Genomic DNA, 12,717 nt, shown 5'->3' with positions numbered 1-12,717 from the left:
CGTTTTGAACACGGCATGTGCCAGCTTTGACCCAAAAATCTGTTCCCCCTGCGCGACGCACAGGCTAGAACGGCGCTGAGCAGTAAGTGGAGCAGACTATGACACCGCCCAAACCCGTTGTTTTGTGCATTCTGGATGGGTGGGGCGTCAGCGACGACACTGCTGCCAATGCGCCTTATCTGGCGGACACTCCCAATTTTGATGCGATGATGGCGGGCTGTCCGAATGCCACGTTGATCACCCATGGGCCGGACGTGGGTTTGCCCAGCGGACAGATGGGCAATTCCGAGGTGGGACACACCAACATCGGTGCGGGCCGCGTGGTGGCGATGGATCTCGGGCAGATCGATTTGGCGATCGAGGATGGATCGTTTTTTGAAAATGCCGCTCTTGCAGCGTTCATTACCAAGATGAAAGAGACTGGCGGCACCGCGCATCTGATGGGCGTGATTTCGGACGGTGGCGTTCATGGGCATCTGGCGCATGTGCTGGCGGCGGTGAAAGCGATCACCAATGCGGGCGTTCCGGTGGCGCTGCATGCGATCACTGACGGGCGTGATGTGGCGCCAAAATCCGCAGTTGATTATGTCGGCGCTTTGATGGCGGGGCTGCCCGAGGGCGCCAAGGTCGCGACACTGACGGGGCGCTATTTTGCGATGGACCGCGACAACCGCTGGGAACGCGTGAGTACGGCGTTTGATGCTTGGGTCGGTGCCAAAGGGTTGGCCGCCGGATCGGTTCTAGAGGCGGTTGAAACCGGTTACGCGCGGGGTCAGAACGACGAGTTCATCGAAGCGACCGTGATTGGTGATTATGCGGGGGCCAAGGATGGGGACGGTTTTTTCTGCCTGAACTTCCGAGCCGATCGTGCGCGGGAGATTCTGGCGGCCTTGGGTCAACCGGATTTTGCGGACTTCGATGTGTCGGCACGGCCGGAATGGGCAGCCATGCTGGGGATGGTGGATTATTCGGAGCAGCACAACGCCTATATGACCACCTGCTATCCCAAGCAGGAGATCGTGAACACGCTGGGCGAATGGGTCGCCAAAGCCGGCAAGACGCAGTTCCGGTTGGCGGAAACAGAAAAATACCCGCATGTGACTTTCTTTTTGAACGGTGGCGAGGAAACGCCTTCGGAGGGCGAGGACCGGTTTATGCCCAAGTCGCCCAAGGTGGCGACCTATGATTTGCAGCCTGAAATGTCGTCGGGCGAAGTGACCGAGAAATTCGTGGCCGCGATTGAGCATGGCTATGACCTGATTGTTACCAACTACGCGAACCCTGACATGGTGGGGCACACAGGCAGCCTTGAAGCGGCGATGGCTGCGTGTGCGGCGGTGGATGACGGGCTGGGCAAGGTTCGGGCTGCGCTTGAGGCTGTGGGTGGTGCGATGATCGTCACTGCGGATCACGGCAACTGTGAAACGATGGTGGATCCCGTGACCGGTGGGCCGCATACGGCGCATACTCTGAACCCTGTACCGGTGGTTCTTGTGAACGGGCCGGAAGGGGTGTCTCTGCGCGCGGGACGATTGGCGGATCTTGCGCCGACCTTGCTTGAGTTGATGGCCCTGCAAAAGCCGGCTGAGATGACCGGAGAGAGCCTGATTACGCGATGAGATGTCCTGCGCTCTTGTTGATGCTGGCGGTGGTGACTGCCCTTGCTGCTCCGGGGCGGGCCGAGACCGATCCGGCAGGGGCAGCGCGGGCGGCGGCAGAACAGTTGGAGGCCGCGTCTGTGGCCTTGGGCGAGGCAAAGGGCAGTCGGGATCGGGTGAAATCCCTGACCGGAGTGGTGCATGCCTATGAGGCGGGGCTGACGGCTTTGCGGGCGGGGTTGCGTCGTGCTGCGATCCGCGAGGCCCAACTGAGCAAACAGTTGAAATCCCAAGAAGTTGAGATCGCGCGCCTTCTGGGGGTGCTTCAGACCATGGGGCAGGACCGGTCGCCGGTTATGTTGCTGCATCCCGAGGGGCCGGTGGGCACAGCGCGGGCGGGCATGATCCTTGCGGATGTGACGCCGGCGTTGGAAACCCGTGCGGCGGCCGTGCGACGGGATCTGGAAGAGGTCACGATTTTGCGCAGCCTTCAGGAAGGCGCGGCTGAAACGCTTCAGGATGGATTGGCGGGCGCGCAGGCGGCCCGTCAGGAATTGAGCAAGGCGATTGCGGACCGGACCGATGTGCCCAAACGGTTCACCGAAGATCCGGTGCAGACCGCATTGTTGATCGCATCAACTGAAACGCTTGAAGGGTTTGCGAGCGCTTTGGTGGATTTGCAAGTGGAAGGCATGTCCGAGATTGATCTGCCTGATGTGACAGGGCGCAAGGGCACCTTGGACCTGCCGGTGGAGGCACGGGTTCTGCGCCGTGCGGGAGAGGCGGATGCGGCGGGCATCACGCGGCCGGGTTTGGTGCTGGCCACGCGGCCGAATGCCTTGGTGACGTCCCCCACCGCGGCCACGATCCGGTATCGCGGGCCGCTTCTGGATTTTGGCAATGTGATGATTCTCGAACCCCAACCCGGGTATCTTTTTGTGATTGCCGGCCTTGCGCAGGTCTATGGCAACGTCGGCGAAGTGGTGCCGGAAGGCACGCCTGTCGGTTTGATGGGGGGAAATGACCCCGAAGTTGGTGCCATCCTGTCACAGTCTAGTGAAGGCACTGGTCAGGACCGCACAGAAACGCTCTATATAGAAGTGAGAGAGGGCAAAGCGCCCGTGGACCCGGAAACGTGGTTCAAAACCAACAAGGATGGATGACATATGAAGAAGTTTGTCGCTGCGGCTGCGACCGGCATTTTGGTCGGAACGCTGGTCACGACACAGGTGGCCGGCCCCCTGTTGGCCCAGGAAAACGAAAGCAAGGCGAACGTCTACCAGCAGCTTGATCTGTTTGGCGACATCTTCGAGCGCATTCGCGTGCAATATGTCGAAGAAGTTGATGAGGCGGATCTGATTGAGGCGGCGATCAACGGCATGTTGACCTCGCTGGACCCGCACAGTTCGTATCTGTCGCCTGACGATGCCGAGGATATGCGCGTGCAGACCCGCGGCGAGTTTGGCGGACTGGGCATTGAGGTCACGCAAGAGGAAGGCTTTGTCAAAGTTGTCTCTCCGATTGATGACACGCCAGCAGATGCGGCAGGCATTGAGGCAGGTGATTTCATCACGCATGTGGACAACGAAAGCGTTCTGGGTCTGACGCTTGATCAGGCGGTTGAGATGATGCGTGGGCCGGTTGGCAGCGAGATCGTGATCACTGTGGTGCGTGAAGGCGAACCGGAACCGTTTGACGTAACCATCATCCGCGACACCATCAAGTTGACCGCGGTGCGCTCGCGCACTGTTGGCGATAGCGTTGTTTTGCGTGTGACGACGTTCAACGATCAGACCACACCGAACCTTGAGGCCGGCTTTGCCAAGCAGGTTGAGGAACTCGGTGGTATGGAAAACGTGAACGGCATCGTTCTGGATCTGCGCAACAACCCCGGTGGTTTGCTGACGCAGGCGATCCGTGTGTCGGACAGTTTCCTTGAGAAAGGCGAGATCGTTTCGACCCGTGGCCGCAACCCGCAGGATGGCGAGCGCTACAATGCGGAACCCGGTGATTTGGCAGAAGGGAAGCCGATTGTGGTGCTGATCAACGGCGGGTCCGCGTCGGCGTCTGAAATTGTTGCCGGTGCGCTTCAGGATCATCGCCGTGCGATCGTTGTTGGCACCAAGAGCTTTGGCAAAGGCTCCGTGCAGACGGTGATGCCGCTGCGGGGTGATGGGGCCATGCGTTTGACAACTGCGCGGTATTACACGCCGTCGGGGCGGTCCATTCAGGCGTTGGGCGTGAGCCCAGACATCGTTGTGGAGCAACCGCGCCGTAAGCCAGCAGAGGAAGAAGAAGAGGATACCGGCCGTCGTTTCAACGGTGAGGCGGATCTTCGCGGAAGCCTGAACAACGACAGTCTGACAGACGACGAACGCCGTCAGATCGAAGAGGACCGTGCGAAGGCCGAAGAGGCCGCCAAGCTGCGCGAAGAGGATTATCAGTTGGCTTATGCTCTGGATATTCTCAAAGGCCTGTCGGCCCTTGGCCCGAAAGAGTAACGGACCAAGAAAACCGAATATCAGGGCGTCCCGAAAGGGGCGCCCTTTTTTGTGTGACGGCATATTTTCCTTTTGCCCGAATGACCGCGCTACCTAAGAGATTGGTCCCGAGGCCCATCGCCCTCAATTGCGCCCGCCGCGGCAAATGGCTAGGACTAAGCTGCACCACAAGGAGACCCTGATATGACGCCAGAAGAGATCGCCAAACTGCCCTATCGCCGCAACGTCGGAGTTATGCTGGTGAACGCCGAAGGTCATGCCTTTGTGGGGCAGCGCCTTGATAGCGAGGTGGCGGCCTGGCAGATGCCGCAAGGGGGTATCGACAAAGGCGAAACCCCGCGTGAGGCAGCCTTGCGAGAGCTGGAAGAAGAGACAGGCGTATCGCCGGATTTGGTGACTGTGGAGGCCGAAACCGATGGCTGGGTGGCCTATGATCTGCCGCATGACATCGTTCCACGCATCTGGAAGGGGCGATATCGCGGGCAGGAGCAGAAATGGTTTCTCTTCCGGTTTCACGGCGCGGACAGCCAGATCAACATCGAAGTCGATCATCAGGAATTCTCGGAATGGCGCTGGCTGCCCTGTGATCAGCTTGTGGCCAATATCGTGCCGTTCAAACGCGAGGTCTACGAAACCGTTTTGGCAGCGTTTGCGGACAATCTGTGAACTTTAGAACAGCTTGAGGCTGCGGTAGCGCTTGAGGTGCAAAAGCGCCAGCGTGATCATGGTGACAAAGAGCACCGCGCAGAGCGTGTCCGACAGGAAGTGGCGCCCCATAATGACACGCAGGCTGAGGCCCGCCGCAGCGACTGCAAAGGCGGCTCCGGTGGCGATTTTGGACGCAGTGGACGGGCCGGAATTGCGGACAACCAGCATCACTGTGATCAATAGCGCGGTCACGCCGGAACCTTCACCTGAGACAAAGGAGCAGTTGCTGGCACATTGATCGGAGATCACGAAAGGCGGGGTGAATTGTGCTGTGCCGCCGAATTCCTCAGTCGTAGACGGGCGGGCACGGCCCCAGTGACTTTTGAGGATCACATCCGTCAGCAGCATCGGTCCAAGCACGTAGGTCATGATCGCGACTTCCCAGACCTTGTTCAAGGCAGGAGTGGTAGAGCGAAACAGCTTGGTGAAGATCAGCCCGCCAAGGGCCACGAGGAAGGTCAGGATGATGAGTTTCCAGATGACTTCCCGCAGGGCATTCACAGTTTCCAAGTGGGCGAGCCAGAAGCCGTCTTGAGGACGATAAAACAATGCGGAAAACCACAGGTCCACGCCTGGCCAGTTGAGAAAAAACATCGCGAGAAGGGCGGTGAGGATCACGCAGCTTTGCAGGGCGCGGGTGTTGGCAGTCAGCGCAGGCATTCGGCGTCCACTATATAGGCAGGCAGCTCGGCGCTGGACCACGTGCCAACGTCCTGTTGCAGATTGGCGATGGGTTGGATTTCGGTGCCGTCACAAGACAGTTTTTCGAAAAATCCGACATAAAGCACGGTGCCTTCGAAGTCGGCGGGCAGGGCTTTCTTTTGGGCGTAGTAGTGGCTTGGCGCTCCGGATTGCGGGCGGGCATAAAGGGCCAGATCCCCGTCGGCGCCTGTGAAAAACAGATCCGCCAGAATGCCGCGATTGTGGGCCACAACCGTCGTCAGATCGTTCTCGTGCGCCAGCGCAAAGGCATCATGGCTGACGCCGTCGATGTTCACATAGCGTTTGGCGAAAGGCTGGCCATCGCCCGCTTTGATCGCCATCGGAGCGGCAACAAGGAAAGAGATTATTAGTGCGAGCGCCACGTTGATACCGAAACCGATGCGCAGCCAACGGGTGGCGCCGCGTTCCAAAGCCCAAAGGATCGCGACAATGGTGGCAGGTGGAATAGCGGCGAAGGCCCAGTTCGCATAGGCGCGACTGAGTAGAGCCTGTGTCAGAACAATGAACCAGACGGGAATGGAGAACCACAAAAGCGCGCGCCGGCGGCTCGGTGCGGGGGCACGTAGGGCGCGCAGCCAAAAGACCATGAAAACAGGACCAAAGACCGCGAATTGCGAGGCTGCGAATTCCGCGAGGCTGGCGAAATTCAGGCTTGGCCCTTTGCTTTCTTCCTTGATCCAGCCAACGTTGTCCATCGTGTGACTGACTGTGGTCAGATCGTTGGCAATGTTCCAAAGGATGTTGGGGCCGGCTGCGAGCAGAAAGCCGGCCAAAAAGGTCACAAGGTGCCGTCCTTTGGGACGCATGGCCGGATACAGCGCATAGGCAATCACCGCTCCGGGAAGGAAGTAGATCGCCGCGTATTTTGACATAAAGGCCAAGCCCAGCAGACCTCCGCCAAGCAGCGCATGCCAGAACTTGCCGCCTTCGCAGAGTTTCCAATAAAGGAGCAAGGCCCCGACCAGAAAGGGCACCATAATGGTGTCAGTTGAGATCAGGAAACTGCCGACGGTCACGATGGGCAGGCTGAGGTAGGCCAGTGCAACCAGCAGACCGGCGTAGCGGTGCTGGGGCAGCAGAGATCGGGCCCAAACCGCCAGCAAAAGCGCGGTGACACCATGAAAGAGCGGCGCGGGCAGTCGTACTGTGAAGGCCGAGCGGTGGATTGCCAGCTCGTCAAACGCCCGCAGCACCCAGCCGATCATCGGGGGTTTCGAATAATATCCGAAGTCGAGATTTTGCCCCCAGACCCAATATTGGGATTCATCCACATAAAGATCTGTGGGGCTTATCCACAAAAGCAGGACACGGGCAGCTGTGACCAATCCAACTGCAATCAGCAGTGGACGCCAGAATTCAACAGTGTCAGGCCGCGCCATTTTCCTGCTTCTCCTTGTGGATCAGCCAGAGATTACGCGAATACACCACGATGCCAAAGGATTGGCCGAGGATGAACACAGGATCCTGCCGATAGACGGCATATGCAAACAGAATGACCGCGCCGGCAATGGAGAAATACCAGAAGGCCAGCGGTACGGTGGAGCGCTTGGCACGCTCCGAGGCGATCCATTGAACGACAAAGCGTCCGGTGAACATCAGTTGGCCGAACAGGCCAAAAGCAACCCACCAGAATTCAACCCAGTTGTTGACCCCGAGAAAGGAATGAAGGCTATCCATCAGTTCTGCCCCTTCGTGGCTGCTCCGAGTTCTGTGGCGCGCGCTTTTTTGCGGCGGCGGATCAGCCACGCGACTCCGAAGAGATCAACAAGGCCCACCAGCGCGCGTTGGAAATTGGAATAGTTGGACCGACCTGCGCCGCGCTCGCGGTGCGTCACATCCACATGAGCGACGCTGTATCCGTTCATTGAGAACAACGCGGGAAGATAGCGGTGCATGTGATCGAAATAGGGGAGGTCGAGAAAAGCCTCCCGCTTGAATGCTTTGAGACCGCAACCTGTGTCGCGTGTCTTGTCCTTTAGAATAAAGGAACGAATGGCATTGGCCGCCTTGGAGGCCCATTTCTTGGACAGGGTGTCCTGACGGTTCACCCGCTGACCGGCAACAAGGCCAAGGTCGGCGGGCGCATCAGCCGCCAACAGCGGGGCCACAAGATTGGGAAGCTCCAACGGCGGGTTCTGGCCATCGCCGTCAAGCGTGCACACAATCCGGCCACGAGCCGCGCGCGTGCCGGAATGTACGGCCGCGGATTGGCCGCCGGATTGTGCGTGGCTAAGAAGACGCAGATTGTCCATCTCGGTTTGCAGCGCCTGCAGTACCTCAAGAGAACCGTCGTCGGAGCCGTCATCAACAATGATGATTTCGATCGCTTCGGCGTGGCCATCAAAGGCGTTTTGGATATCGCGGACCAGGTCGGGCAAATTGCCCTTTTCGTTCTTTGCCGGAACGACAACAGAAACGGCGGGTGACATCATTATCTCGGACATTCTGCACCTTGTTGATGGTTCGTCGGGCGCACCTTCTCCCGAGCGGGCATTCCGCCCCTTCAATCCTTTTCGGCGGGGCGCGTCAAGACCACCATCTGCGACACGCTGTGTTTGGGGGTGCTCCTGCATGGCCGCGCGAAGAGTTGCCAGCCATTGAAATGCGCATGACAACCTGAACTTACAGCGCTAGAACGACCGCAGCGGCCCCGTGGCTCAACTGGATAGAGCAGCCCCCTCCTAAGGGGCAGGTTGCAGGTTCGAATCCTGCCGGGGTCGCCAAAACTACCTGAAAAATATGGCTTATTTACAGGACGTTGCGCGGAAGCGTGCAGAAAGTCCCGTCGGCTTTCGCGGCGTAATCGGCTGAAACAGCCGATTTCTCGTACAAAACCTGTACAAAATTCGCACGTTTGTGCGTATTTCGGGGGCCAATCATGAGCCGCCATAGCTTTGATCCCGAAATCGCGGGACGTGTTGGCCTGAACGCAGCGGTGATTTTCCAGAACATCACCTTCTGGATCGAGAAGAACCGAGCCAATCGCCGTAACCTTCGAGACGGGCGGTATTGGACCTACAACTCGATCTCGGCTTTTGGTGAGTTGTTCCCCTATCTGAGCGAAAAGCAGATCCGAACAGCGCTCGAAAAGCTGGTCAGCGCAGAGCTGATCATCAAGGGCAACTTCAGCGATGATCGCTATGACCGGACCTGTTGGTATGCCTTGGGCAACTCCATTTGCCCAATTGGGCAAATCGATCCGACCGAAAGGGAAAATGATGTATTTGCCCCTGAGGGCAAGCCATCTGCCCCAGAGGGCAAATCCTATAAGAACAGATATAAACCATATCAAAAACCAAATCCTTCGCATGCGAAGGCGGCGGTGGAGGATGAGGTTTCAGAAAAGATTTTGTCCGCCTATCCAGAGGATAGAATTCGCGGCAAAGCGGTTTGCCTCTCGCAAATCCGCCAAGCGCTGGCCGACGGTGTGGATGCAAAAGACCTCGAGGACGCCGTGCGGGCCTATGCGAGTGATAGTGAAGGTTTCACCCGCTCCAAGGTGTGCTTCTCCGACAATTGGTTCTCCTCTGGCCGCTGGCTGAAATATCTCCACGACGTTGAGGAGGCGCGAGAAGCGGGCAAAGCCAAAGAGGCTGGATTGCTGAAAGGTTTGGCCGACTGGGTCACGGACAAGCACCCCCTTTGCCGCCACATAACACCCGGCCAAGTGACCGCGTTGCTGGCCGCAAACCTGGTCAGCCCTGCTGAAATCGAGGCGGCGGGGCTCAGAGCATGAGTGCGACCGATCTCCACGAAGAGCAGAGAGCAAGGTTACCCACCGATTACATCGGCGGGACTTGTGAGGGGCGGCAAGCCTCCCCTTCAAACCCCAACCAGACGCACGCAAGCGGCGTCAAAGAGGGCCTTTCCGAGAGCGTGATCTTTCGATGCACCCCGTCGGAAAAGGCAGCGCTTGTGGCCAAGGCGCGCGCCGCTGGTCTACCCAATGCCACGCTGATGCGCGAGGCCTTGGGGCTGATAGAGGCACGTCGGCGCAAGCCCGTCCCCCGTGTTGACCCAAAGCTGACCTTTGCGATTGCCCGTGTCGGCGGCAACCTCAATCAGCTCTCCCGCTGGATCAACGGTGCGGTCAAATCCGGCCGCGCGAGCCAGATCGATGCGCTCAAAGTCACGGCTCAGTTGGTGGTCATTGAACGGCAATTGGCGCAGATCGTGGCGGCACACACAGGCGGTGGCGAATGATCATCTCGTTCTTCTCCACCGGCACTGGCGGCGGTGCAACTCCCGTGGATTACCTGACAGCTCGCGAAGTTCTGGCCTATGACGATAACCGCAATCTGATCCGCGACGACACCGGCCAGCCGCAAATCAAGATCCGCGACCCGCTGCCCGAGGTGCTGCACGGCAACCCCGATCAGACCCACCGCCTGATCGACGCGAGCCCCAATAAGTGGAGCTACACGGCAGGCGTGATCAGCTTTGCCGACAGCGACGATCCCAGTCCCGCCGCCCAGCAAGAGGCCATTGAGCTATTTGAGGCTCTGGCCTTTGCCGGGCTGGACAGGGATCAATACGATTGCCTCTGGGTGCGCCACTCGCATGAAGGCAATGTCGAGCTGCACTTCTGCACGCCACGCCTTGAGCTGAGCACGGGCAAAGCGTTGAACATCGCACCGCCAGGCCATGAAAACGCCTTTTCCAGCCTGCGTGATTTGATGAACAAGACGCACGGTTGGGCAGACCCTTTGGAGCCAGATCGCGCTCGCGAAGTGAGGGCGACGATTGAAGCGCCGACGCGCGCGCGAGGTCGCGAAGCGCTGCACGATTGGATCCTCGATCAGATCAGTGTCGGCACCATCAGCGACCGCGCCAGCATGATCGACGCGCTCACAGACGCGGGCTTCGAGATCCCCCGTGCCAGCAAGAATTACATCACCGCCAAAGACCCCGACACCGGCGAGCGTTGGCGTTTGAAAGGAGAGATTTTCCATGACGACTGGCAAGCCGAACCGCCTCGCCGAGAAATTGAACGCGGACCTGGAGGCAGTACGCAGCGACCACGCCGCCTTGATGGCATCTCAACTGGAGAGCTTCAGGAGCGATTTCAGCAGCATTGCGACCAGCGCGCTGCATACAATCGAGACCGATATCAGGTTCTTTCTGAGCGACAGCAGGAGCGAGTTGGAGAGGCGGAGCGAGACGATCAGGCGCTGGTTGACGATCTCACCCTGGGTGATCGTGGGGATGGCTTCAGCCTGGATCGCGACAGTGCTGATCGCGAGTGGGTTTTGGATGGGTTTGATGGCGCATTCGGAGATGACGGAACTTGGCCTGACACGGATCGAACAGTCCGGGCAGACATGGTTGACGCTCGACCCCGACCGGACCGAATTGAAGACCTGCACCATGGCCGGGACGCCGGTCATCTGTATCGAGATCAAGGAACCCTAGATGACAGAGACCCTGACAGCATTGGAACGCGAATTGCTCGCATCCGTCGAGCGGTTGGTGACGGCCTGCGAGAGTTCAGCCAAGGAATTGCACGCCTTGGAGAAGCGCTCGACCAGCAGGATCGAAAGCAAGGTGAATGGCTTGGCGCATTGCGTGGCGCTATTGATGAAATCACATCTCACGTCCGTCACCACATTGGCCGACTTGCTGCGCGAGGAGCAGAATTACGCGACGCTGCAGGCGGGGTTAGAGACCAGCTGGAAACTAGCGAAAGACGCCGAGAAGCGACTGAAAGAGAGTTAAACGCGAGAGATAGCCACCGCAGCGCCGGACATTCGCTTTGATCTAACTGCAAATGTTGGCGTGGTTCGAGGGTCAACAGTGGGAATCTTAGATTCGTTCTACAGCAATTCACCACACGTCTGCGATTTCTTTGCTGGGTGCGTATGCGGATAAACCGGCACTTCATGTAGAATGCAGCGAAAAGCTCGAACGAGCCCAAACTGCTTAGTGCTGCGTTTGGTGTGAACGGGTGCGAACCGCTCTCTGCTGCCGTTAGGTTTTAGGCAGTATGTTCGAGAAGCCGAATCTTAACCCTGGTCAGGGACGACCCGTTTGAGCTGCCATTCCATCCAAATCCCCGGAGGTCGCAGTTTCATCGGGCTTGTCATTCGGTGCGTCCTCAAAATCGAGCACTGTTCGCCGGGGCAGCCTGCGGGGCAAAGCGATCACGAGCAGGAAGGGATCGAGTTCTTGCGAAGCGCTGAACAGGCGCTCCGCAACACGTGCTCAGTGAGACATTCTGGAATTTCTTAGGTTTCCGAGATCAAGGCCCTAATATTGGCGGGACCGGTGGGGCGAATGCCCGATGGGTTCAGCGCTTTGATCGAATGATAGCCACGGGTAATGTGATCCATATTCACCGTCTCGGCGATGCCTGGCAGGCGATAGATGCGCGCCATCAATGCCGACAGCCGGGGATAGCTTGCGATCTGTCTGCGGTTTGCCTTGAAGAGACCGTGATAAGCGACGTCAAATCGGATCAGCGTAACGAACAGGCGAACATCGGTTTCGGTCAGGTGGTCGCCGAAAAGATAGTCCCCGATCAGCCGGTCTTCCAGCATCTCAAGCGTTGAGAACACGCCTTCCACGGCCTCGTCATAGGCTTCCTGCGAGCTTGCAAAGCCGCATTTATAGACGCCATTGTTGAGCTTGTCGTAGATCACAGCATTCAGCGCGTTTATCTCGGCCCCCTGTGCCTCGGGGTAAAGCCGGTGGTCGGAGGGCGCGATATGCTCGAAGGCTGTGTCGAACATGCGCAGGATGTCGGCGCTTTCGTTACTCACCATCACGCCCTGCTTTTCGTCCCAAAGAACCGGTACCGTCGCGCGTCCGGTGAAATGCGGATCGGCGCGGGTATAGATCTCGTGCATGTAACGCGCGCCGAAAAGAGGGTCTTCGTCGCTGCCGGGATATTCGCCAAAGGACCAGCCCTGATCGCTGAGTGTCGGGTTGACCACCGTGACCGGGATCATGTCATCCAGCCCCTTGAGTTTGCGGGCGATCAGCGCGCGCGAGGCCCAGGGGCAGATCAAGGCGACATAAAGCCGGTAGCGGCCAGGTTCGGCCTTGAAGCCCCCCTCGCCGGTTGGGCCAGCGCTGCCATCGGGGGTGATCCAGTTGCGAAAGCTCGACACTTGCCGCACGAAACGGCCCTTTTCGTCCGCCTTTTGCACCGGCTGCCAGTTTTCCATCCATTTGCCGTCTACAAGCAT

The 12,717-nt window shown here is 58.7% G+C and carries 12 protein-coding genes and 1 tRNA gene; 8 read left to right on the top strand and 5 right to left on the bottom strand.

What is annotated here, in order from left to right; all coding sequences use genetic code 11:
• Positions 1-98: 98 nt before the first annotated feature.
• From gpmI to BM069_RS16475, 4 genes are all read left to right on the top strand, one after another.
• Entirely contained in the window at positions 99-1,619 is a 1,521-nt protein-coding gene (gene gpmI / locus BM069_RS16490; protein WP_093325323.1) for a 2,3-bisphosphoglycerate-independent phosphoglycerate mutase, read from the top strand.
• Positions 1,616-2,761 (top strand): murein hydrolase activator EnvC family protein, encoded by a 1,146-nt coding sequence (locus BM069_RS16485; RefSeq protein WP_093325322.1) that lies wholly within the window; start codon positions 1,616-1,618, stop codon positions 2,759-2,761. Before gpmI ends, BM069_RS16485 begins: the two co-directional genes overlap by 4 nt.
• A 3-nt stretch (positions 2,762-2,764) precedes the next feature.
• On the top strand, positions 2,765-4,099 hold the full coding sequence (locus BM069_RS16480; RefSeq protein ID WP_093325321.1) for a S41 family peptidase: 1,335 nt from the start codon (positions 2,765-2,767) through the stop codon (positions 4,097-4,099).
• A gap of 183 nt (positions 4,100-4,282) precedes the next feature.
• Positions 4,283-4,765 carry an RNA pyrophosphohydrolase gene (locus BM069_RS16475; protein WP_093325319.1) on the top strand — a complete coding sequence of 161 codons (483 nt, stop codon included), beginning with the start codon at positions 4,283-4,285 and terminating at the stop codon, positions 4,763-4,765.
• Between the two features lie 3 nt (positions 4,766-4,768).
• Here the strand turns inward: BM069_RS16475 and BM069_RS16470 are convergent, their stop codons facing one another.
• The 4 genes from BM069_RS16470 to BM069_RS16455 are packed head-to-tail and all read right to left on the bottom strand — an operon-like array spanning position 4,769 to position 7,974.
• Entirely contained in the window at positions 4,769-5,467 is a 699-nt protein-coding gene (locus BM069_RS16470) for a phosphatase PAP2 family protein (RefSeq protein WP_093325318.1), read from the bottom strand.
• Entirely contained in the window at positions 5,455-6,909 is a 1,455-nt protein-coding gene (locus BM069_RS16465) for an ArnT family glycosyltransferase (protein ID WP_093325317.1), read from the bottom strand. The genes BM069_RS16470 and BM069_RS16465 overlap by 13 nt, the downstream gene beginning before the upstream one ends.
• Entirely contained in the window at positions 6,896-7,207 is a 312-nt protein-coding gene (locus BM069_RS16460; RefSeq protein ID WP_093325315.1) for a lipid-A-disaccharide synthase N-terminal domain-containing protein, read from the bottom strand. The genes BM069_RS16465 and BM069_RS16460 overlap by 14 nt, the downstream gene beginning before the upstream one ends.
• The gene (locus tag BM069_RS16455; RefSeq protein ID WP_093325313.1) at positions 7,207-7,974 is read right to left on the bottom strand and encodes a glycosyltransferase family 2 protein; all 768 of its coding nucleotides are present in this window, start codon (positions 7,972-7,974) and stop codon (positions 7,207-7,209) included. The genes BM069_RS16460 and BM069_RS16455 overlap by 1 nt, the downstream gene beginning before the upstream one ends.
• Positions 7,975-8,176: 202 nt before the next feature.
• Here BM069_RS16455 and BM069_RS16450 point away from each other — a divergent pair.
• The 4 genes from BM069_RS16450 to BM069_RS16435 all read left to right on the top strand — a co-directional run bounded on the left by BM069_RS16450 (position 8,177) and on the right by BM069_RS16435 (position 11,286).
• A tRNA-Arg gene (locus BM069_RS16450) sits at positions 8,177-8,253 on the top strand.
• A gap of 155 nt (positions 8,254-8,408) precedes the next feature.
• Positions 8,409-9,266, top strand: a complete 858-nt coding sequence (locus BM069_RS16445; RefSeq protein WP_093325312.1) for a hypothetical protein — start codon at positions 8,409-8,411, stop codon at positions 9,264-9,266.
• Complete coding sequence (locus BM069_RS20080) at positions 9,263-9,733, top strand: plasmid mobilization protein (RefSeq protein WP_244503646.1); 471 nt, start codon at positions 9,263-9,265, stop codon at positions 9,731-9,733. Before BM069_RS16445 ends, BM069_RS20080 begins: the two co-directional genes overlap by 4 nt.
• A complete protein-coding gene (locus BM069_RS16435; protein ID WP_093325311.1) occupies positions 9,730-11,286 on the top strand; it encodes a relaxase family protein in 1,557 nt (518 codons plus the stop codon). The genes BM069_RS20080 and BM069_RS16435 overlap by 4 nt, the downstream gene beginning before the upstream one ends.
• A gap of 468 nt (positions 11,287-11,754) precedes the next feature.
• Here the strand turns inward: BM069_RS16435 and BM069_RS16430 are convergent, their stop codons facing one another.
• On the bottom strand, positions 11,755-12,717 hold the full coding sequence (locus BM069_RS16430) for a glutathione S-transferase family protein (RefSeq protein ID WP_050687535.1): 963 nt from the start codon (positions 12,715-12,717) through the stop codon (positions 11,755-11,757).

It is taken from the genome of Shimia haliotis (genome assembly GCF_900114415.1).
In the GTDB taxonomy this organism is placed as follows: Bacteria; Pseudomonadota; Alphaproteobacteria; order Rhodobacterales; family Rhodobacteraceae; genus Shimia; species Shimia haliotis.
Note: the sequence above shows the minus strand (reverse complement) of the source record. Positions and strands in the feature narration are given on the sequence as shown.